This is a genomic window from Haladaptatus sp. DYSN1, assembly GCF_029489995.1.
In the GTDB taxonomy this organism is placed as follows: Archaea; Halobacteriota; Halobacteria; order Halobacteriales; family Halococcaceae; genus QDMS2.
The window spans coordinates 2,065,976-2,087,867 of the sequence record NZ_CP120470.1 but is presented as its reverse complement, the minus strand read 5'-3'; the positions used below and the strand labels follow the sequence as shown (position 1 = coordinate 2,087,867).

At 62.2% G+C, this 21,892-nt stretch carries 21 protein-coding genes and 1 tRNA gene; 12 read left to right on the top strand and 10 right to left on the bottom strand.

Going from position 1 to position 21,892, the window contains the following annotated elements:
- The first annotated feature begins 330 nt into the window (after positions 1 to 330).
- Positions 331 to 726, top strand: a complete 396-nt coding sequence (locus tag P0648_RS11125) for a DUF5820 family protein (protein WP_276274869.1) — start codon at positions 331 to 333, stop codon at positions 724 to 726.
- Positions 727 to 751: 25 nt separating this feature from the next.
- Entirely contained in the window at positions 752 to 1,201 is a 450-nt protein-coding gene (locus P0648_RS11120) for a UPF0179 family protein (protein ID WP_277504008.1), read from the top strand.
- A 1-nt stretch (position 1,202) separates the two neighbouring features.
- Here P0648_RS11120 and P0648_RS11115 read toward each other — a convergent pair whose 3' ends face one another.
- From P0648_RS11115 to P0648_RS11105, 3 genes are all read right to left on the bottom strand, one after another.
- Complete coding sequence (locus P0648_RS11115; protein ID WP_276247180.1) at positions 1,203 to 1,772, bottom strand: isoprenylcysteine carboxylmethyltransferase family protein; 570 nt, start codon at positions 1,770 to 1,772, stop codon at positions 1,203 to 1,205.
- A 51-nt stretch (positions 1,773 to 1,823) separates the two neighbouring features.
- Positions 1,824 to 3,125: a dicarboxylate/amino acid:cation symporter gene (locus P0648_RS11110; protein ID WP_277504005.1), complete on the bottom strand. Its 1,302-nt coding sequence runs from the start codon at positions 3,123 to 3,125 to the stop codon at positions 1,824 to 1,826.
- Positions 3,126 to 3,206: 81 nt separating this feature from the next.
- Positions 3,207 to 3,689, bottom strand: a complete 483-nt coding sequence (locus tag P0648_RS11105) for a DUF309 domain-containing protein (protein WP_277504003.1) — start codon at positions 3,687 to 3,689, stop codon at positions 3,207 to 3,209.
- 115 nt (positions 3,690 to 3,804) lie between these two features.
- Here P0648_RS11105 and P0648_RS11100 point away from each other — a divergent pair, with 115 nt between their 5' ends.
- Positions 3,805 to 5,244: an FAD-binding oxidoreductase gene (locus P0648_RS11100; RefSeq protein WP_277504002.1), complete on the top strand. Its 1,440-nt coding sequence runs from the start codon at positions 3,805 to 3,807 to the stop codon at positions 5,242 to 5,244.
- On the opposite strand, the gene P0648_RS11095 is transcribed toward P0648_RS11100, so the two are convergent.
- The 3 genes from P0648_RS11095 to P0648_RS11085 form a co-directional block, all read right to left on the bottom strand.
- Entirely contained in the window at positions 5,245 to 6,033 is a 789-nt protein-coding gene (locus P0648_RS11095; protein ID WP_276247184.1) for a succinylglutamate desuccinylase/aspartoacylase family protein, read from the bottom strand.
- 77 nt (positions 6,034 to 6,110) lie between these two features.
- On the bottom strand, positions 6,111 to 7,277 hold the full coding sequence (locus tag P0648_RS11090; protein WP_277504001.1) for an MFS transporter: 1,167 nt from the start codon (positions 7,275 to 7,277) through the stop codon (positions 6,111 to 6,113).
- A 76-nt stretch (positions 7,278 to 7,353) separates the two neighbouring features.
- The gene (locus P0648_RS11085) at positions 7,354 to 8,148 is read right to left on the bottom strand and encodes a succinylglutamate desuccinylase/aspartoacylase family protein (RefSeq protein WP_276247186.1); all 795 of its coding nucleotides are present in this window, start codon (positions 8,146 to 8,148) and stop codon (positions 7,354 to 7,356) included.
- Positions 8,149 to 8,316: 168 nt separating this feature from the next.
- Here P0648_RS11085 and P0648_RS11080 point away from each other — a divergent pair, with 168 nt between their 5' ends.
- The 8 genes from P0648_RS11080 (at position 8,317) to P0648_RS11045 (ending at position 15,206) form a co-directional block, all read left to right on the top strand.
- Positions 8,317 to 9,933, top strand: coding sequence for an ABC transporter substrate-binding protein (locus P0648_RS11080; RefSeq protein WP_276247187.1), 1,617 nt, complete (start codon positions 8,317 to 8,319; stop codon positions 9,931 to 9,933).
- A gap of 6 nt (positions 9,934 to 9,939) precedes the next feature.
- Positions 9,940 to 10,938, top strand: coding sequence for an ABC transporter permease (locus P0648_RS11075; protein ID WP_277503997.1), 999 nt, complete (start codon positions 9,940 to 9,942; stop codon positions 10,936 to 10,938).
- Between the two features lies 1 nt (position 10,939).
- The gene (locus tag P0648_RS11070) at positions 10,940 to 12,007 is read left to right on the top strand and encodes an ABC transporter permease (protein WP_276247189.1); all 1,068 of its coding nucleotides are present in this window, start codon (positions 10,940 to 10,942) and stop codon (positions 12,005 to 12,007) included.
- Positions 12,008 to 12,021: 14 nt separating this feature from the next.
- Positions 12,022 to 13,203: an ABC transporter ATP-binding protein gene (locus tag P0648_RS11065; protein WP_369685683.1), complete on the top strand. Its 1,182-nt coding sequence runs from the start codon at positions 12,022 to 12,024 to the stop codon at positions 13,201 to 13,203.
- A complete protein-coding gene (locus P0648_RS11060; RefSeq protein ID WP_277503995.1) occupies positions 13,200 to 14,276 on the top strand; it encodes an ABC transporter ATP-binding protein in 1,077 nt (358 codons plus the stop codon). The genes P0648_RS11065 and P0648_RS11060 overlap by 4 nt, the downstream gene beginning before the upstream one ends.
- On the top strand, positions 14,276 to 14,785 hold the full coding sequence (locus P0648_RS11055) for a hypothetical protein (RefSeq protein ID WP_277503994.1): 510 nt from the start codon (positions 14,276 to 14,278) through the stop codon (positions 14,783 to 14,785). The genes P0648_RS11060 and P0648_RS11055 overlap by 1 nt, the downstream gene beginning before the upstream one ends.
- A 44-nt stretch (positions 14,786 to 14,829) precedes the next feature.
- Positions 14,830 to 15,069 carry a hypothetical protein gene (locus tag P0648_RS11050; RefSeq protein WP_276247193.1) on the top strand — a complete coding sequence of 80 codons (240 nt, stop codon included), beginning with the start codon at positions 14,830 to 14,832 and terminating at the stop codon, positions 15,067 to 15,069.
- A gap of 52 nt (positions 15,070 to 15,121) precedes the next feature.
- Positions 15,122 to 15,206, top strand: a tRNA-Leu gene (locus P0648_RS11045).
- A 290-nt stretch (positions 15,207 to 15,496) separates the two neighbouring features.
- Here the strand turns inward: P0648_RS11045 and P0648_RS11040 are convergent.
- Positions 15,497 to 15,763: a hypothetical protein gene (locus tag P0648_RS11040; protein WP_276247194.1), complete on the bottom strand. Its 267-nt coding sequence runs from the start codon at positions 15,761 to 15,763 to the stop codon at positions 15,497 to 15,499.
- A gap of 136 nt (positions 15,764 to 15,899) precedes the next feature.
- On the opposite strand from P0648_RS11040, the gene P0648_RS11035 reads away from it, so the two are divergent.
- On the top strand, positions 15,900 to 17,036 hold the full coding sequence (locus tag P0648_RS11035; protein ID WP_276247195.1) for a DUF63 family protein: 1,137 nt from the start codon (positions 15,900 to 15,902) through the stop codon (positions 17,034 to 17,036).
- Positions 17,037 to 17,048: 12 nt separating this feature from the next.
- Here the strand turns inward: P0648_RS11035 and P0648_RS11030 are convergent, their stop codons facing one another.
- From P0648_RS11030 to P0648_RS11020, 3 genes are all read right to left on the bottom strand, one after another.
- Entirely contained in the window at positions 17,049 to 18,749 is a 1,701-nt protein-coding gene (locus P0648_RS11030; protein WP_277503991.1) for a YcaO-like family protein, read from the bottom strand.
- A gap of 47 nt (positions 18,750 to 18,796) precedes the next feature.
- Positions 18,797 to 19,612 (bottom strand): transcriptional regulator TbsP, encoded by an 816-nt coding sequence (locus tag P0648_RS11025; RefSeq protein ID WP_276247197.1) that lies wholly within the window; start codon positions 19,610 to 19,612, stop codon positions 18,797 to 18,799.
- A 170-nt stretch (positions 19,613 to 19,782) separates the two neighbouring features.
- Positions 19,783 to 21,864 carry a hypothetical protein gene (locus tag P0648_RS11020; RefSeq protein WP_277503989.1) on the bottom strand — a complete coding sequence of 694 codons (2,082 nt, stop codon included), beginning with the start codon at positions 21,862 to 21,864 and terminating at the stop codon, positions 19,783 to 19,785.
- Positions 21,865 to 21,892 lie beyond the last annotated feature (28 nt).

The following is a 21,892-nucleotide window of genomic DNA, read 5'->3' as shown; positions in this document are numbered from 1 at the left end:
CCATCCAGCAGACGCAACGAGTTCCGTTACGGGTGGCGAATCACAACACGAATCGGCGCACGTCTGTCAGACAGCAGTCAGTACGGTGAGCGGACCCACCTATACTATTTATTCTTTGAGTGCTACATCCATATAACTATTATCTCACTACCTAGATTTGTCGGGATTCCCGCCGGTTAAATAACGCTAGAAAAGCACCGACACGACAATTATGTTGTGTCTTAACCGACTTGAATGGGTTATCACATTTAAATACTTTATATTTGACGACTCCGCGCGCAACGCCTCCAGACCGCCCGACTCTTTGCCGGGGACGGCGTAGCCGTGGCAATGAGTTCGTTCGATTCCCTCCACGACGCGTGGGAGGTCTGGTCAGACGAAGAAGACGGGCGTACCGTACTCGCGTTCAGGCCGGACGTGTTCAACACGCAGGACTTTCCTCCGGTCTGTCTCCCGACGCTCTATCTAACTCAGGGACGGCGAAATCGACGCCCCGGTATCGAACACCAGTTGCGCCCTGACGACCCCTGGTTCATCACGCTCTACCTCGAACCGGACGTGAGCCGGAAGGCAGAACCGTTCGACACGCGCGCGGCGGCCGTAGACGCCGCGCTCTCGCTGACGACGCGCTTTGCGACGGGCGATTACGACTACCGGAGCCTGTATCAGGTGCCCCGGGAGGACTACCTGGACAAACTTGACGAACTGACAGGGCGCGAGGCTTAACAACCCCGCCGGCGTAGCCAGGTTCATGCCGAAGGTCTCGCTCATCGGGTCGCGACTCGCCGAGGTGGGCACGGAGTTCGTCTATCAGGGTGAATCGAGCGCCTGCGAAGGCTGTCCCTACCGCAACCAGTGTCTCAATCTCACGGAAGGGACCCGCTACCAGGTAACTGGCATCCGCCAGAACGCCCAGACGCTCGAATGCGCCGTCCACGACGCGGGCGTGAAAGCAGTCGAGGTCGAACCCGTCTCCGTCTACGCGAACGTCGCCGCGCGAGGTGCCTACGCCGGGAGTAAGGCCACCCTACCGGGGCCGTGTCCGTACACGGAGTGCCCGAGCCACGAATACTGCGTTCCGATGGGCGCGAATTTCGACGAGGAGTATCAGATAGAAGAAGTCGTCGGTAAACCACCCCACGACTACTGCATGTTAGACCGCGACCTGACGCTCGTCAAACTCGCTCCGGACGGCGAGTGAGTCAGTCGCGCTCGAACGTTTTCTTCCCGACGAAGCGCGGGACTTCGTTCGTATACTTTCTGTAGGGCTCTCCGAACTGCTGTTCGAGCCACGGCTCTTCGACGAACGGGAGCAGGAGGAGCCAGCAGATGTGAATTGCGAGGAGGATGGTGAGAAACAGCGAGTTCACCACGAGGATGAAGCCGGCCAGTCCCACGAGCATGCCGACGTACTGCGGGTTCCGTGACCGGGCGTACGCGCCGGTCGTGTGGAGGTCGCCTTCGAGGCCCGTCGTCTCGTCTGTATCGAACTCACCCTCGCTTCGCACGTACACCCAGATACCCACGAGTGCGACCGGAACACCGACGACGAGACTCGCCGGGCGGGGCAACACCCCCGAGTTCCAGTCGAGAACGGCGACACCGATGGCGGTGACGTTGAACACCGCGATGAGTCCCCAGTGGAGGAAGTATTTCCAGGATTTCTCCCCCGGCGGCCAGAACCGCCAGCCGGGAATCACCAGCGTGGAGGCGTAGAGACCGATAATCGAGACGGCAGCAGCCAGTCCGATGCTAAACACAATGGTTAGCATATTGACGACTACTCGCAACGAGGACTAAATTGTTCGGAAAAGCGCAGTCGGTCAGTCGCTTCCCGACCCAGTTCTGACGCCGTCACCCCAGACGCCAGCGCCGAGGTCGATGGCGTCGTTCCACTTTGCAACCAGCGTCGTCACCGCGAGGTCACCGGTCACGTTGTTCATGGTCCGCAGGCGGTCGAGAATTGGGTCTACGCCGACGACCATCCCCGCGACTTCGAGCGGGAGACCGAGTTGCGTGAGGACGAGCGTGAGCATGATGACTCCACTGCCCGGGACTCCGGCGGTTCCAAAACTCGCGAGCAGCGCCACCAGCACCACGGTCCTCTGCTGGGCCAGCGTGAGGGTTTCACCGACGAGATTCGCCGCGAAGATGGCCGCGATTCCCTGATACATGGCGGTGCCGTCCATGTTGATGGTCGCGCCGAGGGGCAGCGAGAAACTGTACACCTCCTCGTCTATCTTGAGGTTCTCCTCTGCGTCGCTCATCGTCACGGGAAGCGTCCCGCTCGACGAACGAATCGAGAGTGCCGTAATCATCGCGTCCTTCGCGCCGACGAGGAACGAGGCGGGAGACCCGCGGACGAACCCGGCGATGATGACGAGCAGGTAGATGAGGACGATGTGGACGCCCACGGCGAGCGCCATCGCGCCGATGAGTTTGAGGAAGGGAAGGATGGCGTCGTAGCCAGCCTTTCCGAACACTGCGGCCATGAGCGCGAACACGCCGATGACACCGTACTCCATCACGCCCCAGACGATTTTGAACATGGCCTCTGCACCCGCTTCGACCACGTCGAAGATGGTCTCGACACCCCGACCGACCGGACTCTCGGCGTCGAACTCCTCCTGTAAGAGCGCGAGGGCGAGGCCGAAGACGACGGCGAAGAAGATGACGCCGAGGACGTTTCCGTCGGCCATCGCGCCCACAGGGTTCGTCGGCACGATGTTCAGGAACACGTCGGTGAGCGACGGGGCCTCCGCCGGTTCGACCGTCGCACTCTCCAGTTCGAGACCGATGCCGGGGTTCACGAGGTTACCCACGCCGAGACCGATGACAATGGCGATGGCCGTCGTCACCAGATAGAGGACGAGCACCTGCCCGCCAATCGCTCCGAGACTCGACGGCGTGAGCCGACGAGCCCCGAGCACGAGGGTGAAAAAGACGATGGGGATGATGAGCATCTTGAGCAACCGGACGAACAGGTCGCCAAGCGGCCGGAGCGCCGTCGCCGGTTGCCCGAGCGCGAGTCCGAGAATCGACCCGAGCAGGAACGCCGTCGCGATGCGATAGATGATGGGAATCGACCGATACTGTTGCCACAGAGACGCGTTAGGAGTTGACATACGTTGACACGACTCTGCTAACTAAATCTGCCTGTAAAAGTATTAAGATTAACAATAGAATTTTTGGAAAATAGTTTCGTCTCAGTGGTCGAGCGCCGCCGCGTAGGTGAAATCCTCCTCGCGGGCCGTCGGCAGTTCGTCGTCGAGTCGAATCTGCCAGCCGTGGATGGCCGTCGGGTCCGAAAGTGCGTTGGTGAGGACGGTGCGCACGTCGAGGACATCGACGCCGTAGAAGTCGTGGGGAACTCCCTGGAGATACTCGAGGGCGGTGGTGAACAGCGACCGCATGCCGGCGTTGTCTTCGAAGTCGAAGTGCTTGTACGCGCCAGCGGCGACCTGCACCATTCCGTGGAGGAACTTGCTCTCTGTCTTCCCCGCCCCGTAGTTGTACCACTCGTCTTCGAAGCAGTCGTGGCTCTCGTGGAACTCCCCCGAGTTGTAGAGGCGCACCCCGTGGACGACGGCCCGTCGCAGCGTCGCGTGTTCCCACTGCCCGTCCGCGCGCCACCCGGTTGGATTGCCGACAGGCGGTTCGACGGTTGGGTCGCGGGTGTGGTCGTCCATTACGATTCACACTACCTGGGTGAAACGGGTGAATCCATCGGTCCATCCTCTCGGAAACGAGAGCGTCCAAATTTCTGTCGCAGAAGGCTATTTTCTGACTCGTCGAACGTACTGTATGGTAAACGTGGAGAGCACAGCAGGGGGCGCATCGAAGGTGGACCTTTCTGACGAAGTGATTCGATTTTTCGCGACGAGGTTCGCCGGGCCGCTCATCAGGCCGGGCGACCCCGAATACGAGGACGTACGGGCGCTCTGGAACGGCGTCATCGACAAACGCCCGGCGCTCATCGCGCAGTGTACCGGCACGGCAGACGTGGTTCAGGCGGTGACGTTCGCCCGCCAGCACAACCTTCCGGTGGCGGTTCGCGGCGGCGGACACAACGTCGCGGGATACGCGAGTGTCGACGACGGACTGGTTATCGATCTCTCACTCATGACGGGGGTGTACGTCGACCCAGAGGCACAAACGGTGCGGGCACAGGGTGGCGCGACGCTCGGGCACATCGACCGCGAGACGCAGGTATTCGGCCTCGCGACGCCACTCGGCGTCGTCTCCGAGACGGGCGCGGCGGGCCTGACGCTGAACGGTGGCCTCGGCCATCTCCGCCGGAAGTACGGCCTCTCGTGTGACAATCTCGTCTCCGCGGAAGTCGTCACCGCGGACGGGGAGGTCCGGACAGCGAACGTGGACCACCACGAGGACCTGTTCTGGGCGATTCGCGGCGGTGGCGGCAACTTCGGCGTCGTCACGTCGCTCGAATACCGCCTCCACGAAGTCGGCCCGATGATGCCGACGCTCTTCGTCTGGTATCACGGTGACGACGCGAACGCCGTCCTCGAAGCCTACCGCGCCTACACGGAGACCGCTCCCATCGATTCGAGCACGCTCGCGTTCACCACGTTCGTCCCCTCGATAGAGGAGTTCCCGGAGACGACGTGGGGGTCGCCCGCCGTCGTCCTCCTCGGCTGTTTCGACGGCCCACAGGAGGCCGCAGACGAGGAGTTCGGGCCCCTGCGCAACATCTCCACGCCGATTGCCGACCTGAGCGGGCGCGAGTCGTACGTGGATTTACAGCGACTGCTCGACGAGGATTTCCCGGATGGCCTTCGCTACTACTGGAAATCGGTGTACGTAAACGAACTGACCGACCGAATCGTAGACCAGGTCGTGAAGACAGGACTGGACGCGCCCTCCGCGCTCTCGACCGTCGACATCTGGCACCTCGGTGGCGCAATCGCCGACCGTGCGTCGAACGAAACCGCCTTCGCCCACCGTACTGCGCCCTACATGATTACGTACGAGGCGAACTGGGAGGACCCGGCGGACGACGACGCGAACATCGCTTGGGGGCGGGCGGGCATCCGCGAACTGCGACAGTTCGACGTGGTTTCAGGAGCGTACGGCAATTTCCCCGGCTTCGACGAAGCCCCGGCGAAGACCGTGTTCGGCGAGAACTACGAACGACTCGTGGAGGTGAAAACGGTGTACGACCCAACGAACCTGTTCAAACTGAACCAGAACATCGCTCCGCGAATCGAACCGGGAGACGAGTGATTAGATGTCGAAACTGAGCTCGCCGAGGTAATCTGCGGTGTATCCGAACACATTTCTGTACCCCGTCGCCGAGAGTAACACGGGGTAGAACGGCTCTTCTGCCACTTCGGTTTTTCCGTCGGCCGCGGCGAACGCTTTGCCTTTCTCGACTGGCTTGAAGTTCTCGACGAACACCTCGTACTGGTCTGCCGGCCCCTTCGGAATCTTGTCCTGTAATCGGAAATGGGGGACGGGCTTCTCCGGCGCGTCACCCGGGAGGACGCCCGTCGCGGTGAGGAACGCCCGCGTGAGGCGGTCTGCGTTCTCCGCCGCGTCGCGGGTACCCTGCAGTCCACACTCCACCTCGATGGTGTCGATGCTCGTGAACAGGCGTCCCTCGACGTAGTCGCCCGTCTCGACGACGGCGGCGATGGGGAGCCGTGGCATGATGTCGCGGACGTACTCGGTCATGTCGTCGAAGATGGCGAACGGCTCTGCGTGCGATTTCGTCGAGTGAAGCGCGAGCGTAAGACAGGAATCGAGTTCTTCGATGAGTTCCGCGGCGAGTCGCGACTCGTGGGTGTCGCCATCGGGGTCGCCCGGGAAGGTGCGGTTCAGGTCCTCATCGAGAAAGCGGACGCCCTCTGCGAGGGCTTCCTCGTTCGCGACGATGAGTTTGACCGGTCTGCGAACCTGCGGGCGCTCTTCGAGCAATCGCTCGACGGCGCGGACGCCACAGGGTTCGTCGCCGTGGATGGCGGCGACGACGGCGATGGCCGGGTCGCCCTCGCCTATCTGTTCGACTCTCATTGCCGAAACAATCGGGTATCTACCTAAAAGCGATACGGTTCGAAGGCCGTGATGGACCGCGAGAACTCGTCACGAACTCACGACGTGGCGGGGACGAGCAGGACCGTAGCCAGTCCGAGTAGCGCGAGCACGGCAGCAAATCCGAACCCCATCGTCCAGGAATACTGGGTTATCATCCAGCCTCCGAGGACAGGGGAAACGAGATTTCCGACTTGCGAGAACGTGAGCAGTACGGAGAGGCTCGTCCCGTGCGTCGATGCTCCGGTAAATTGGTTCACGTAGACGAGATAGAGACCGACCGAGAGATTCACCGATGCGCCGGTCAACGCCAGCAACACTGCGAACACGCGAGGCGTTGGCGCGCTGCTCAACGCGAGCAGCAGTGGAACCGTCAGGATAAACGAGGTGGCGATGACCGGGCGCAACCGACCACCGAGCGCCTCGGAGAGCCAGCCGCCACTGGGGCGGGCCAGAATGCCCGCGAGCGGCACGAGGGCTGCCGCCGCACCGGCCGCAGCCAGATTGATGCCGAGCACGTCCGTCCCGTAACTCGGCATCCACGTCACGAGAAAGTTCCACACCGCGTAGGTACACAGACTCGCCGTCGAGACGAGTAAGACGGCCGGGTTGCTGAGCGTTTTGAGGAACTGTCGGAGCGTAACCTGCCCGCCCGTTTCCAGCGGGTCTCTGAGGAACACGAGGACGATGAGAAATCCACCGAAAGCGAGGGCGGTGTACGCAAGCATCGCGGACTGCCAGCCAAACCGGAGGGCGATCTGTGGTCCCGCGAACTGGGCGAGGGCGATGCCGAGGGGTGGACTCGCAATAAAGAGACTCAATCCGAGTGCTCGACGGGCGTCAGGGAGGGTGCGACCGAGGATGTTCACGCTTCCGACGAACATGAGGACGGCGCACGCACCACTGACCAGACGCGTCGCCAGGAAGGCAGCATACGAGGCGGTGAATACGCCGGCGGTGGCCGCGACGAGGAATAGCATAGTGGCGGCGAGCACCAATCGTCGATTGTCGTACCGGTCGAGGACGTAGCCGCCGGGAATCTGCAACAGCGCCCACGTCAGGAACACGGCGCTAATCGATACACTCGCGGCTGGGCGGTCGATACCGAACGACGCCATAAACAACGGTAGGACACTCGCTGGTGCGACGGCGTACGCGATGAAACCAGCCGAAAGCAAAAACAGCCCGCTGAGCACGCCGATTCGTTGCCGCCTCGAAACCGCCATAACTGAATTTACGATGTCAGTTCAGATAGCTTCGCCCGTCGTCTCGCCGACCCACCGTGCTCGATACGACGAGTGGTCAGAAGTCGTCCTCGTTCGGAACCGTAGAGAGACGACCGAGTTTCTCCGCCGCGAAGCCGATGAGGTGGTCGTACCCGTCGGTGGACATCAGGACGGGGTAGAACGCTTCGTCGGCCACCTTCTCGGGTTCGCCGAGTTTCGTCGCGAACACCTCGCCTGCTTTGACTTCGACGAAGTTCTCGCCGAGGAACTCGTAGCCAGCGCCCGGAACGACGGTGGTCACGCGGTACACGTCCGGGTCGCTGAGTGCGTACTCGTGGTCGATGATGCCGTTTGCGGCGAGGTAGTTGACGAGCAGTTCGGACGCGTTCTCCGTGGCCTCGTCGCTGCCTTTCAGTCCGCATTCGACGGCGATGCCATCGACGTGGTTGATGAGGCCACCGCCGACGTGGCTGATGTTCACGACTTTTTCGAGGCCCGTCGCCCGGAGCATGTGGCGCGTCGTCTCGGTCAGACGGTGGTAGAAGACGAACGGCTCTGGATACGAGACTGTCGAGTGCAAGTCGAGGACGCGAAGGCCCTCCAGTTCCGCGAGCACCTTCGCGGCGAGGGCGTCTTCGTGGGAGGTGGAATTCTCGTGGCCCGGGAACGCTCGATTAAGATCCTCGTCGATGAATCGCTCGCCTGTTTCGATGGCTTCCTCGTTCGCGATGACGAATTTCACCGGTTTCTCGACCGGAATTTCCGCGTCGAGAAACCGCTCGATTGCTCTCTTTCCGCACAGTTCGTCGCCGTGAAGGCACGCGACAACCGCGAACGCCGGGTCGCCCGAACCGAGTGTATGAACGCGCATAGTTCGTTTTCGTACCCTTCCTATCGAGGCAAAAGATATAACGCGTGCTACTTACGTTTATCTCAACCCAATTCGACTCTCGTAATAAGGTTTCATGTCGCCAACCCCGTAAAACTGTCGGAAGACTGTCAGTGTGCTTTATTAGCACCTGTATATAAACTTAGGTCTATGCCATCGAATACCGTAGATCGGCGTACGTTCCTGAAACTTTCCGGCGGTGCAGCAGCGACGATGGCGCTCGCTGGGTGTACTGGCGGTGATACTGGCGGAACGACGACCACGACCGATTCTGGTGGGACGGGAACCACGACCGATACGACGACCACTGCTGGTGGCGGCCAGCAGGATTTCGACCTCACGATTACGCAGGGATCGCTGCCCGCGGGCCTCGACCCACACGACCACCGTGAGACGCCCACCGAAGTCGTGATGCTCCACGTCTACGAGGGCGTCCTTACGCGCGATGCAGACGGGAAGATTCTCGAATCGCTCGCCACCGAGTGGGAGCGTGTCGAAGGCGAAAACGCCATCACGTTCCAGCTTCGAGACGGCGTGACGTTCCACAACGGCGACGAACTCACGCCGGAGGACGTCGCCTACAGCATCAACCGTATCGTCGACGACGAAGTCGGCTTCGCGAGCCCACAGTCTGACCAGCTCGCCGGCGTCACCGGCGCAGAGGCGATGGACGGCGCGGTCAGGGTGATGAACGATGGCCTCAATCCAATCGTCTTCTCCGAGTTCGCGACCTACTGTGACATCATGCAACAGTCGTGGGTCGAGGACCGCTCGCAGGCGGAAATCGCAGGCGACATGAACGGAACCGGCCCGTTCCAACTCGAATCTTACACGGAAGACGAAGAAGTCGTCCTCATTCGCTACGACGACTACTGGCAGGAACCCGCTGCCGCAGCGTCCGTCACGTTCCGCGGTGCCGCAGAGTCGAGTACCCGGGTGAACCAGTTACTCGCAGGCGAGACGGACATCGTCGTCAACGTTCCGCCACAGGAGGTCCAGCGCGTAAACGACAGCGACAACGCGACCATCGCGGCCGCACCGAGTACGCGCCTGCTGTTCAACGCGCTTCGCTACGACGTCGAACCGTTCTCGAGCAAGGAGTTCCGGCAGGCGCTCAACTACGCCGTCGACCTCAACAGTATCATCCAGAACGTCCTCGGTGGATTCGGTGGTCCAACGAGCCAGCCAACCCTGCCCAACTTCGTTGGCTACAACCCGGACCTGAGTCCCTACGAATACGACCCAGAACGCGCCGCAGAACTCGTCGAACAGTCCGGCCACGCGGGCGTCGAAATCGAGATGCACACGCCAGTCGGGCGGTACCTGAAAGACTTGGAAATCGCAGAAGCTGTCGCCGGGTTCATCAACGACCTGCCGAACGTCACGGCGACGGTGCGTCAACGTGACTTCGGGTCGCTCGTCGACGAACTGCTCACGGGCAACATCGAGGACAAACCGCCGTGGTACCTTATCGGCTGGGGTGAAGCGACCTTCGACGGCGGCCTCGTGATGACTGCCCTGCTCAAGAGTGACGGTGCGCTCACCACGTTCAGCAACGAGGAACTCGACCAGTTGCTCACCCGTGCCGGCAACGAGGAGGGCGACACCCGCGCCCAGACGCTCATGGATGCAAACGCGCTCTGTCACGAGGAGGCTCCGTGGATTTTCCTGAACCAGCAGTACAGTGTCTACGGCGTAAACAGCGCGCTCAACTGGGAAGCGCGGGCCGACGAACGCATCGATGCGTACGCAATCACGAAAAACTAGTCCAACATGGGCATTGGACGTTTTCTCGTAAAGCGGCTCTTGCAAGGGGTGCTGGTTATCTGGGGAGTGATTACTGTCGTGTTCGGTCTCCGCCTCATCTCCCCTGGCGACCCGGCGAACGTGTTGTTACCGCCGGACGTGGACCCCGCGACCCGGGCACGGGTCATCGCCGACCTCGGCCTCGATAAACCGCTTCACATCCAGTACCTCGAATTCCTGGCTGGCGTCCCCTTCGGCGACTTCGGCACGTCGCTCGTGTCGAACACGCCCGTGTTCGGTCGGGTGCTCGCGCGGCTGCCAGCCACGCTCGAACTCGCCATCGCGGCGACCATCGTCGCCGTCATCATCGCGATTCCCCTCGGCGTCGTCAGCGCGACGCGTCGTCACGAACCGGCGGACTATGGCGCGACGATTTTCTCACTCGTGGGCATCAGCACGCCGAACTTCTGGCTCGGCGTGATGCTCATCATCGCGTTCGCCGTCCAGATTAACTTCTTCCCGACGAGCAGGCGACCCATCGGCCTCGGGACGGTGGCGACACTGTTCGCGACCGGGCAACTCGGCGCGGCGGGTGACGCCTTCGTCAACTGGCTGAGTCACATCACGCTCCCGGCGATTACCCTCGGGACGTACTTCACGGCGCTCATCACCCGACTCGCGCGCAGCGGGATGTTAGACCAACTGGGCAAGACCTACGTTCGCGCCTCGCGAGCGAAGGGACTCCCCGAAACGCTCGTGCGCTACAAGCACGTGCTTCGCAACACGCTCATCCCCGTCATCACGGTCATCGGCCTCCAGTTGGGGACGCTCATCGGCGGCGCGGTCATCACGGAAGCCGTGTTCAACTGGCCGGGCCTCGGCACGCTCATCATCGACAGCATCAGCCGTCGTGACTGGCCCGTGATTCAGGGGTCGCTCATCGTCGTCGGTGTCGGCTTCGTCGTCGTAAACATCGTCGTCGACACACTCTACGCGTACATCAATCCGAAGGTGGGATTCGACTAACATGATCTCTCCACGCACGCTTCGAAATCTCAAACGCGAACTGAACCGTAACTTCCTCGCGAAGGTGGGCATCGCCATCGTGGTGTTCGTACTCCTCATGGCGATTTTCGCGCCGCTCATCTCGCCGTACAACCCGGGCAAACAGACGCTTTCAGACGCGCGCTTACCGCCGCTTGGCTTCTCGACGGCCGAGGAGCGCGAAGTGACCAAGACCGAAAACGGCAGCGTCGTCATCGAAAACGGGCAGGTAGTGACCGAGACGCGAATCGTCTACGAGAACGCCACGCTCGCCCACCCGTTGGGGACGGACGGCAACGGCCGTGACATCCTCTCACGAGTCATCTACGGGGCTCGAACTTCGATTCTCGTCGGCATCTTCGGGACGGCGCTCGCGACGCTCATCGGCGTCATCGTCGGCCTCTCTGCTGGCTACTACCGGGGGGTAGTGGACGACGCGCTGATGCGGAGTGCGGACATCATGCTCGCATTCCCGTCGCTCGTCCTCGCCATCGCGCTCGTCGGCGTCGCCGGGCAGGCACAGTTGATTCTGCCCGACCCACTCGTCGTGTCGGGACTCGCGGACGCCTTCCGCGGGCTCGTCGGCCTCTCGACCGAACCGATGCCGAGAAGCGTCGTCTTGCCGGGGACGATTATCGTCGTCGTCGCGCTCGTGAACTGGGTCTGGTTCGCCCGCGTATCACGGGGTGAAGCCCTCGGCCTGCGTGAGGAGTCCTACGTCAAAGCCGCCCGGTCGATGGGCGGGAAGGACTCCTACATCCTGCTTCGTCACATCCTGCCGAACGCGGCGACGCCGATTCTCGTCCTCGCGACGATTCAGGTGGCCGCCATCATCCTGCTCGAAAGCGCCCTGTCGTTCCTCGGGTTCTCGGGGGCGAACGTCTCGTGGGGCTTCGACATCGCCAACGGTCGCCAGTACCAGACGACCGCGTGGTGGATTGCAGCGATTCCAGGCGTCGCCATCGTGATAACCGTCGTCGGTCTGAACCTCGTCGGCGACTGGCTGAGAGATGCCCTTGACCCCGGCATCGAAGGGGAGGGTGGCGTATGAAAGGCGCAGACTTCATGCGACACGACGTCCTCCGCGTCGAGGACCTCTCGACCCGATTCTTCACCGAGGAGGGACAGGTGAACGCCGTCGAAAAAGTCTCGTTCGACGTGAAGGAAAACGAGATTTTCGGCATCGTCGGCGAATCCGGTTCCGGGAAGTCCGTGACCGCCCTCTCGGTCATCGACCTCGTCGATTCGCCGGGCCGCGTCACTGGGGGCCACGTCTGGTTCCGCTACCCGAAACTCGCAGACGAGTTCCGCGAGAAAAAACCGGATGCGGTCGACGGCGACTACGTGGACCTCAGGCAACTGCCGAAGGGCGTCCGTCAGTCGCTTCGCGGACCGAAGTTCAGCATGATCTTCCAGGACCCGATGAGCAGTTTCAATCCCTCGCTCACCGTTGGCGAACAGATTGCAGAAGCCGTCGAGGTCCAGCGACGAGCGCAGGCGAACCCGCGCCGGACGCGCTCGCGGACGCAGGGCTACGGCCTCGGCAACCTCCTCCTCGACAGCGTACTCCCGAGTCGGGATTACACGAGTGCGGAGAGCCACGAACGGGCCGTCGAACTGCTCAGACAGGTCGGCATTCCCGACCCCGTAGAGCGGGCAGACGAGTACCCACACGAGTTCTCGGGTGGGATGCTCCAGCGGGCGATGGTCGCCCAGGCGCTCGCCGGCGAACCGGACGTGCTCATCGCGGACGAACCGACGACGGCGCTCGACGTGACGATTCAGGCGCAGATTCTGAACCTGCTCCGGGACATCCAGGAGGAACGAGGCATGAGCATCGTTCTCATCACCCACGACCTCGGCGTCGTGGCCCGGATGTGCGACCGCGTCGGCGTGATGTACGCCGGCGAAATCGTCGAACGCGGGTCGCTCGACGACGTGTTCGACGACCCGACTCACCCCTACACACAAGGGTTGCTGGGGTCGATTCCGGACCTCGAAGACCCCGCGCCGCGACTCCAGCCAATCGACGGCAACGTGCCGAGCCTGCTCGACCAGGAGATGGCAGACCGGTGTTACTTCGCCGACCGCTGTCCCTACGCGATGCACGACTGCCTCACTCGCCAGCCGATGCGGTCGGTTCCCGGCAATGAGGCCCACGAAGCCCGCTGCGTGCTCGCAGACCAGCCGTACGACGAGGACGAAGCCCTTCCGGCAGACTACTTCGGCGACGGAGGTGACCAATGAGCGACGCAATTCTCGAAGTCACAGATTTAGAGAAGTACTACTACGAACAGGACACCATCGTCGACCGCATGCTCGGGCGCAAACCCCGCAGCGTGAAGGCGGTCGATGGCATCTCGTTCGAGGTTCGAAAGGGCGAGACGCTCGGCCTCGTCGGTGAGTCTGGCTGTGGGAAATCCACTACTAGCGAAACGCTGTTACGACTCCGCGAGGCGACCGGCGGCACAGTCACGTTCGACGGGCAGAACATCTTCGAGATGGAGGCAGACGAACTCCGCGAGTTCAGAAAACGCGCCCAAATCGTGTTCCAGGACCCGTTTTCGAGCCTCGACCCGCGGATGACCGCAGGCGAAATCATCACCGAACCGCTGGTCATCCACGACCTCGCAAACCGCGAGGAACGCCGCGAGAAGGCCCGTGATCTGCTCGAACGCGTCGGGCTCTCGGCGGACCAGATAGACCGGTATCCCCACGAGTTCTCGGGCGGGCAGCGCCAGCGCATCGGCATCGCCCGCGCGCTCGCGCTCGAACCGGAACTCATCGTCCTCGACGAACCAGTGTCGGCACTCGACGTGTCCGTGCAAGCGCAGGTGCTGAATTTGCTCGAAGACTTACAGGAGGAGTTCGGGTTGACCTACCTGTTCGTCGCCCACGACCTCTCGGTGGTCCGGCACATCTCCGACCGCGTCGCGGTGATGTATCTCGGAAAAATCGTCGAAACGGGACCGGTTGACGACATCTTCGAGAACCCACAGCACCCCTACACGGAGGCGCTGCTTCAGAGCGTTCCCCGGGCGAAGACCAGCGAGTACGGCCGCCGGGTGGACGCGCTGCCGGGCGACGTTCCCTCGCCGCGCAATCCGCCTTCCGGGTGCCGGTTCCACACCCGTTGTCCATACGCCAGAGAGGCGTGTACGAACTCGCCGCCGGCTGACTATCCCGCGGGTCCAGACCACACCGCCGCGTGCGTCAGACTCGACGACCACCACGCGTATTGGGATTCAGAACCACTCCCGCACACGGATGCATACGAGCAACAGGCAGAAGACCAGCCGGTCGAAGCAGGTGACGATTGATGGCTGAGGACGAACCGGAGACTGAGCGCCCGGACGCCAACCCTGTGATGCAAGCGGAGGCACTCGACGCCGTCGCGGCCCACTGGGAGGACCTCATCGACGACATGGAGGCGACCGCCGCGGAGTACAGAGAACGCGGCTGGGAGGTCGTTACGGTCTACCCGGCGCAGGTGTTCCCCGATATGAAACTGCCCGGTTTCGACATCCTCATCGCGGACAACGATTACGCGGCGGCCGTAGAGTTCACCGAGGAAAACGAGGTCGAGGAGTACGACGTATACCGTGCCGAGACCGACGCCATCTTCTTCCTCGCCGTCATGCGTGACGAATCGAACGGACGAGCGTTGCTCGTGCCGGGCTACTACAGCATGGAGAAGGGCTCCGAACTCAGAGGCCGCATCGACGACTCGCTCACCATCGCCCTCAACCGACTGAAACGCGACGTGGCGGTTTCGATTTCGCTCGAACAGCCTGCGGCGTTCTTCCCCGAAGCACTCTGGGGCGAGTAGACTGGACACGAGGTTTACGTCTGCTTCCCGCGTACCTCAGAGATATGGCACTCTTCGAAGCAATTTTCATCTTCGTCGTCGGTTTCGTGAGCGGGACGGTGACCCGATGGTTCGCCGGGTTCGCCGCCGTCGTCGCGCTCCTGCTCGCCATCCTCGGATTCGCCGCGCCACAGTCGTTTTTCGACCTCATCGAACCCGTTCTCCGGGTCTATTCGGGCAACGAACTCCTGTTTCTCTCCGGGTTCCTGTTCGCGATTAGTCGGCCAAAGCGCACGAACGAGTGACCGGAAGTATTCGGAACCTTTTACCTGTCCGGCAGTGGAATTCAGGGTGCGTGCGAGGGTAGCCAAGCCTGGCCAACGGCGGCGGATTCAAGCTCCGCTCTCGTAGGAGTTCACGGGTTCAAATCCTGTCCCTCGCACTCACGAGTCGTCGCAAAATGGCGACGAAAGCAGTGCGAACAGAAGGATATGAACAAAGGAGCAACTTTGTTGCGACTGGCGTTCAAATCCTGTCCCTCGCACTCGATAGGCGCTGCAAACACGCAGCGCCGTGCGAGCAGAACGGACAGGTTCAAACCCTGTCCCGTCACTGGGTCACACCAGAAACGCTCGCACACGCTCGGCATGGCCACCGAGCAACACACTGAGTGCGGCAAGATGAGAGCATCTTGCCCTCGCAACATTCTCCAGAAACCGCGTTGCTAAGTCCCTACTCGAGCGGTTCGGCCTTCGTCACCGTGCCGGCGTGTTCCCACCCGCCGTCGACTTCGCGGCCGGCGATGAGCGATTCGTTGTTCGGCCCGTCGGTGACGAGGCGGTAGGCGGTGTCGTCGGCAATCGACGTGGCCTCGCCCTGGAAGTCGTCCTGGAAGAACTCGGCGCTTCGCATGGCGAGGTCCACCGTGGTTCCGTCCTCGAAGGTGAGGCGGACGGGGTCGGGGGCGATGTTGTAGATGCGCTTTGCGATGGGGTTCATGCACCCACAGAGTCACCCCGGTGGATTAAGGGTTGACACTTCGGTCGAAAAACCGCTGGGAGTGCCCGTGGTGATTCGTGCGTCCCAATCGCACACGACCGGAACTGTAAAACCTTCGGCCCGCGGTCTATCGCCCATGGAAACGTTCACTGAGCGATTCGACCTCGTGCGTGCCTGGTGGGGCGCGGTCATCGCCATCACCGTCGCGCTCGTGGGCGGGTCGCTCGCCTTCCCGCGTCTCGTCTGGGACGGGTTCCTCTGGCACTACTTCTGGGGACCGGTCGTCGCAGACGGCAACGGCGCGTTCTGTGCGGTTCGGTCCGGTGGCGAAACGACCCTGCTCGATAGCGCCTCGGCCTGTCAAGCGGCGAGCGGATACGTCGCGTATCCCGGCTACACCGCCGTCTCGGAGGTTGGATACGCCGTCACGCTCCTGCTCATGCTGGTGGGGCTCATCTTCCTGCTTCGAACCCTCGGCATCGGGAAGGACCGCGAGTTGTTCTTCGCGCTGTTCCCGTTCATGCTGTTCGGCGGGGCGCTGCGCGTCGTCGAGGACGCCGGCATCGCCGCCATGCGAAACGGCGTAGAGCCAGCGATTCCGTTCCCGTGGAGCGCGTTAATCATCAGCCCGTTTATCTACTTCACCGTCTTCTTCATCACGCTCGCGGCGATCGTCGTGAGCGTCGGACTGGAGCGACGCGACTCGGTTTCCACTTACCGCAACCCACTGTTCGTCATCGGCGGACTGCTCCTCGTCGGGACGGTTGGCTACCTCACGGTGCTCGCGTTCACGCGGACCTACGTGGATTTCTTCCCACAGATGACCATCCTCACCATCGCGCTCGCGTCGGTCATCGCCTACGGGACGTGGAAGCTCATCGGGATGTACGCCCCCGACATCAACAAGGGGACCCGGACCATCGGCCTCGTCGTCATCTGGGGCCACGCCGTTGACGGGGTGGCGAACGTCCTCGCTGCAGACTGGGCGGTCGAAATCGGTCTGCCGTTCTACTACAGCGCGAAACACCCGGTCAATCGGTTCATCATCAACTTCACCGACGGCATCCTTCCCGAGTCGATTGCCGCCATCACGGGCACGTCGTGGCCGTTCCTCGTGGTGAAGATCATCGCCGCCGTCGCCGTGGTGTGGGTGTTCGACGAGAGCATCTTCGAGGAGAGTCCGCGCTACGCGATTCTCCTCCTCATCGCGATTCTCGCGGTGGGGCTTGGGCCGGGGACGCGCGACATGCTCCGCGCCACGTTCGGCATCTAAACGGGCGCTTTTTTACGGATACGGATGCGGTTCGCGGTCGAGTTGCGGCTCGAATCCGAGTTCTTCCGGAACCGTCTCCGCCCGCGTTCCGAAGTACGGTTCGTCCATGAACAGCGGTTGGGCCTGCGGAATCAACACGCGGGTGGCCTCGAACCCGAGTGCTTCTACGTCGCGAGTCGTGAGGCGCGTCGCGTAGACTTCCATGCCCGCCGATTCAGCGGCCTGCACTGCCGTCGGCAGTTCGTTTTCAGGAGCGACGTCAACCGAAACAGCATCCGCTGAAACTGACGCGTCTACGTCCACGAACGCCTGTGCAGCGTTCGGGAACGAGGCGTAGTGGCCAATCCACGCGCCCGCTTGCATCGCGGCGTTCTCGCCCATCGACCCGAGTTCAGTCCAGTTCTGGAGGGCTTCTGCGAGCGCAGACGTGGCCGCCGCCGTCGCGTCCGAATCCGCCCCGGACCCCATGGCGAAGCGCGGCCAGTCACCGTCTCGGTGGACGGCAACCGCAACCACCGGAATGTCCACGTCCTGCGTCACGAGCAGTGGGGTGACTTCGAGGTCTTCAGACCGGGCGCGGCGGACGAGCGTGTCGAACGTCTCGTCTTCGATGTCCAGCCGGAGAGATTCGAACGAGGAGTACCACGCGAGCATCGTCGCGTCGCGTTCGACTACCTCGTACAATCCAGAGAGCAATGCTTCCGGCAGGGAGTTCCCGAGTCCGAGGCCCGTCGTAATCGCGGGCTTGTGCTGCTGGGTCGGCGGCGGGAAGTGAACGAACTCGGCGGGCAGAAACGCTGGGTTACTGGAAACGAGGCGTTCGCCTTCGACCCACGGAAGCTGCGCGTCGTCGTCGGCCTTCCACGGCAGGACGAACTCGCTCGGTTTGACGGCGTTTGGCAGTCCCAACGGCTGGCCCTGCGTGAACTCGCTGGTTCGGTAGATGCCCGCACAATAGCGTTCGAGCGCCTCGCCTGCAGCTTTCATCAGTGCCTCGTTCCAGTCGATGGCGACGCCTGCGGCCTGCTGGGCGGCGCTCGCGTCGCTGAATCCCGAGGTGTCGCCGCCGCGGGCGATGTAGTAGGGCACCGGGAACGAGGCGGCTTCGCCGACTTCGTGGATGATGCCCACGCGCTCGTCGATGGCGCGTTCGGCGCGGGCGAGCGAGTCGTCCAGGTCGCGGGCGACGAACTCGTTCGAGACTCGCTTTTTCGCGTTCGGTTCACAGCGACAGTTCGGCACGGGGAGAAACTGGCGACTCGCGTGGGGACGTTCGAGGACGCCGCCGAGGAGCGCCGAATCCTCGCCAGAGACGAGTTTCGCGAGTTCGCGCCCAGCGAGTGCTCCGGCGACGCGCATGGTCGTCGGGTCCGGGTCCGCCGCCGTGTGTTCAGCCTCGTGATTCGCAGCCACCCGCGCCCCTAAGCATTCAAAACAGCCCGTCGACGGCGCGAATCCCGAGATGCCGACGTCAATATCGAGTTCGTGGCCGCCGAGGCCGCCGCGTTCGATTGCGAGCCAAGTCGTGTCTGCCGAGAGTGCGGCATCGTTCGCGGTTTGGAAGGCAGCGTCGCCCGCGTCACCGACGACGACGGCGAACGCGACGGTGTCGAGGTCGCTCGGTAAAATAGATTCAGCAGTGGCGTCGATGTCTGTCAGTGCGGCCCGGAGCGCTTCGACAGCAGGTCCGTCACCGACGAGTCCGATAGTCATCACTCTGGAGTTAGGAATAACGTAGATAAAAGACTGGGTCTCGCGACTCAGTTAAGGATAGACTGGGCGACGGAGGCCAGCTGGTCTGGCTTCGCACCGCGCAGGCGCTCGTCACCGAGCATGAGGCGGAGGCGTGGGCGACCCACGTCGATGGGCACCTTCTCGGTGGTGATGAGGCCCATGTCTTCGAGTTTTGTCTTGGTGCGCGAGAACGTCGCCTTCGAGGCGATGCCCACGTCTTCGCCCCACTTGCTGATGTCGTAGAGGAGCGCCTCGTTCTTCGCTGCGACGAGCAGGCTGATGGTCACTTCGTCGAGACCATCGCCGTCACCGCGAGCGGTTTCGAGCGAGGAGAGCACGCCATCGAAGTCGGCGCTGACGGTCGCCCCGAGGTCGTCGGAGAGCGACGTGCGTACTCGCGAGATGGGCGGCGTTCGGAGGGTAAAGGAGTCGGTCTCCTCCCAGAGGTCTGCGTACATCTCGTTCGCGCTCTGGATGAACTCCTCGTCGTCGGTCGAGAGGCCAGCGACACGGTCGCCAGCGGAGACGATTGCGACGACGCTGTCGTTCGTGATGAGCAGGGAGTTCTCCGGTGCGTTCGCGAGCGTGTGAAGCGCGAGCGTTTCTGCGTCGATCAAGTCGGCGGCGGTGGAGGCGACGATGAAGTCAGCCATGACGTCCTTGAGGACGCCATCGTCAGCGAGGACTCGAACCGCAGGCGCGTCTTCGAGTGTTGCGAGGACGGAGACGAGCTCCTCTACGGTCTCGTCTGCCGGATTGACGACGAGAACATCGTCCGACGTGTTCTCGAGCGTTGCCCGAAGGATACCTTCAATGTCCGGTTCCAGTAAATTTGAACTCATGACTGTACCTGTATAAAACATCCTCGTAGTATTTAATTTTACCGTTACTTTCGAATTGAAATCAGCCATTTAACATAAAACGCCGGACGGAAGGGGTGAAATATTTAAATAGAAAACCGTTATCTCAGTGGAATGCGTGACTGCCGGAAATAATTGTCAGTGTTTCTCACTTACATTTTTTCACAAATGTTCGTAGACCAGCTAAAATCTCCGTCGAAGATGACGGGCATCGCGTGGGTCGAGAGGAACGACCGTAATTCCTCGCGGGACAGGTCGTACGCTGTTTTTGCCCCGTAAAGGCCGGTTGTGGACTGGTCGCGCGGGTCTGGATACGTATCGCCGTGTCTCCAGGCGGCGTTCGCCTCGTAGGTCAGGTCGAAGCGTTCGCCACGTTTTTCGACCCAGGCGACGGCGGGCGTTCTGTCGGTGGACGCAGCGAGCGTGTAGGTTCCATCCCCGACGACGGCGTAGTCTTTCCCCATCATGATGCGCCGACGGGCTAGTTGCATCGCCCGCTCGAACTCGAAGCCGTTGATGAGCAGGCGTGCGAACGCCGCACCTACGGTGGCCGCCTGGTCGTTCAGCACTTTGGTAAGTGTCACCGCTCCCGAGACGCTTCCCTTCTCTACGAGCGAGATACCCTCGTGATAGGAGCCACAGGCATTGAGGAAGAACGTTCTTGCGTTCACCTCCCCGATGTCCGCGATTGCGAGGTTGCCGTTGGGACAGCGAAGGCCATCTACGTCGCAGTGGCCGATGTAGTGGACGAAATCCGTCTTCGCTTCGAAGACCGCCGCTAACTCCTTTCGCTTGAGCGATTTGTGGACGGTCACGTCAATGGGAAGGTCGGCAGCGCGTTCGCGATAAATGGCCGCTACCTCCTCGTGTTCAGCGTCCATCTCGCCGTCGTTCAACACGACGTCGACGCTGAGCGACTGGGTGGTCTGTCTCCCGTATTTGAGCCGGTTCACGTAGGCGGAATGGGTGACTTTGAATACGTCGATGGGGGTCCCCGCTGCGAGCCAGCCGTGCAGCGACCCCGACTGCAGTGTCGGCATCAGAACGTCGACGGAGGCTGCCTGCGGTCCGACGCGGTAGAAGTCGTCGAGCGAGCGGCGAATCAGTTCCTTCCCGTCGAACGCAGACGCCTCTGGCAGGTAGATGAGGCTCATGTTGTCGAGCAAGAAGGGGAGCGACCGGACGTGTGCCGGGTCGGGGTCTACGTACGTCGCGAGATACCACTCGGGCAGGTGGGGCATGATGTCCGTCTCGGGAATCTCACGCATCGCCGCGAATCGCTCCGCGACGCTCGCTGCGCCGAGCGTGTCCGGACAGAGACCCCACTCTGAGAGCAATGCCGTCTGTCGGGGCGGCGTCTCGTGGGCGACGTCTCTGAGGAGACAATCGGCGAAGAACTGCCGACGCAAGAGACTCGCCACCTCGTGCTGGAAGGCAGGCAGGTTGCTGAACGAATGTTCGAATCCCTGTTCGTGAGCGACGAGGAGCGGGGCGTCTAAGTCTTCGACGGTGACCGTCGCACCGAGATAGTAGGCGAGCGGCGCGGCGACGTACAGCGCCTCCGTGCTCGGTGGCAGTTTGAATTCGAGTTCCGTCTGGGGAGTTCGCTCTCGAATGGCGTCTGGAACGTCGATTTCGTCACCGAGTTCGACGAGGGGTGGATGGTGTCGCCAGGCCGGATGCGAACATTGCGCGCCCGTCGTCAGGTGCCCCGCAGACAGGTGGGAGAGTGCAGTGGCGATTCCCTCGGGCGTTTCGGTGACGGTAATCGGCGCGGCTGGAATCGTGTGCTCGTGGGGGATTCCGACGGTGAGTGCGGTTCGCTCGTCGAAGCTAATGCCCAGGTCGGACCCGAGTGGTCGTACCTGCGCCGGGCCGTCGAAGGCGATGGTCACGCCGAGTGCGGTATCCGCGGCCCGCGACACCTGTGCGGTCCCGGAGCCGTCGGTGAGGACGCGCTGTAATTGCCCGTCGGTGGAGAGTGAGAGGTAGTGCGTCCCTGTGGCGAGCGACACGCCGGTGGCGTAGGGGACGGGGGATCCGTCACTCGACCGGAGTTCGACGTTCGTGGCGGGAACCTGCAACTGAGAGACGGTCCCTGCGGCGACGGCGTTCGTCCCACGCGGCAGCCTGTGAGCGATGTTCGTCGGTTGCCAGTCGGGTGCGGTGAGTCGAATCGTGGTAGAAGCGTGGCTGAGGCGAAGTCCAGAATCTGTCAGGCCCCAGCGCAACATTGGCGATTTAGTTCACTCCTTAGAAGTA

What these genes read in the sequence shown, in the direction of transcription:
- P0648_RS11055 (WP_277503994.1), top strand. Translation starts at nt 14,276, where the DNA reads ATGGCTGAGGACGAACCGGAGACTGAGCGCCCGGACGCCAACCCTGTG.
- P0648_RS11100 (WP_277504002.1), top strand. Translation starts at nt 3,805, where the DNA reads ATGGTAAACGTGGAGAGCACAGCAGGGGGCGCATCGAAGGTGGACCTT.
- P0648_RS11065 (WP_369685683.1), top strand. Translation starts at nt 12,022, where the DNA reads ATGCGACACGACGTCCTCCGCGTCGAGGACCTCTCGACCCGATTCTTC.
- P0648_RS11125 (WP_276274869.1), top strand. Translation starts at nt 331, where the DNA reads ATGAGTTCGTTCGATTCCCTCCACGACGCGTGGGAGGTCTGGTCAGAC.
- P0648_RS11040 (WP_276247194.1), bottom strand. Translation starts at nt 15,763, where the DNA reads ATGAACCCCATCGCAAAGCGCATCTACAACATCGCCCCCGACCCCGTC.
- P0648_RS11050 (WP_276247193.1), top strand. Translation starts at nt 14,830, where the DNA reads ATGGCACTCTTCGAAGCAATTTTCATCTTCGTCGTCGGTTTCGTGAGC.
- P0648_RS11070 (WP_276247189.1), top strand. Translation starts at nt 10,940, where the DNA reads ATGATCTCTCCACGCACGCTTCGAAATCTCAAACGCGAACTGAACCGT.
- P0648_RS11030 (WP_277503991.1), bottom strand. Translation starts at nt 18,749, where the DNA reads ATGACTATCGGACTCGTCGGTGACGGACCTGCTGTCGAAGCGCTCCGG.
- P0648_RS11090 (WP_277504001.1), bottom strand. Translation starts at nt 7,277, where the DNA reads ATGGCGGTTTCGAGGCGGCAACGAATCGGCGTGCTCAGCGGGCTGTTT.
- P0648_RS11075 (WP_277503997.1), top strand. Translation starts at nt 9,940, where the DNA reads ATGGGCATTGGACGTTTTCTCGTAAAGCGGCTCTTGCAAGGGGTGCTG.
- P0648_RS11035 (WP_276247195.1), top strand. Translation starts at nt 15,900, where the DNA reads ATGGAAACGTTCACTGAGCGATTCGACCTCGTGCGTGCCTGGTGGGGC.
- P0648_RS11025 (WP_276247197.1), bottom strand. Translation starts at nt 19,612, where the DNA reads ATGAGTTCAAATTTACTGGAACCGGACATTGAAGGTATCCTTCGGGCA.
- P0648_RS11020 (WP_277503989.1), bottom strand. Translation starts at nt 21,864, where the DNA reads ATGTTGCGCTGGGGCCTGACAGATTCTGGACTTCGCCTCAGCCACGCT.
- P0648_RS11085 (WP_276247186.1), bottom strand. Translation starts at nt 8,148, where the DNA reads ATGCGCGTTCATACACTCGGTTCGGGCGACCCGGCGTTCGCGGTTGTC.
- P0648_RS11115 (WP_276247180.1), bottom strand. Translation starts at nt 1,772, where the DNA reads ATGCTAACCATTGTGTTTAGCATCGGACTGGCTGCTGCCGTCTCGATT.
- P0648_RS11110 (WP_277504005.1), bottom strand. Translation starts at nt 3,125, where the DNA reads ATGTCAACTCCTAACGCGTCTCTGTGGCAACAGTATCGGTCGATTCCC.
- P0648_RS11060 (WP_277503995.1), top strand. Translation starts at nt 13,200, where the DNA reads ATGAGCGACGCAATTCTCGAAGTCACAGATTTAGAGAAGTACTACTAC.
- P0648_RS11080 (WP_276247187.1), top strand. Translation starts at nt 8,317, where the DNA reads ATGCCATCGAATACCGTAGATCGGCGTACGTTCCTGAAACTTTCCGGC.
- P0648_RS11095 (WP_276247184.1), bottom strand. Translation starts at nt 6,033, where the DNA reads ATGAGAGTCGAACAGATAGGCGAGGGCGACCCGGCCATCGCCGTCGTC.
- P0648_RS11120 (WP_277504008.1), top strand. Translation starts at nt 752, where the DNA reads ATGCCGAAGGTCTCGCTCATCGGGTCGCGACTCGCCGAGGTGGGCACG.
- P0648_RS11105 (WP_277504003.1), bottom strand. Translation starts at nt 3,689, where the DNA reads ATGGACGACCACACCCGCGACCCAACCGTCGAACCGCCTGTCGGCAAT.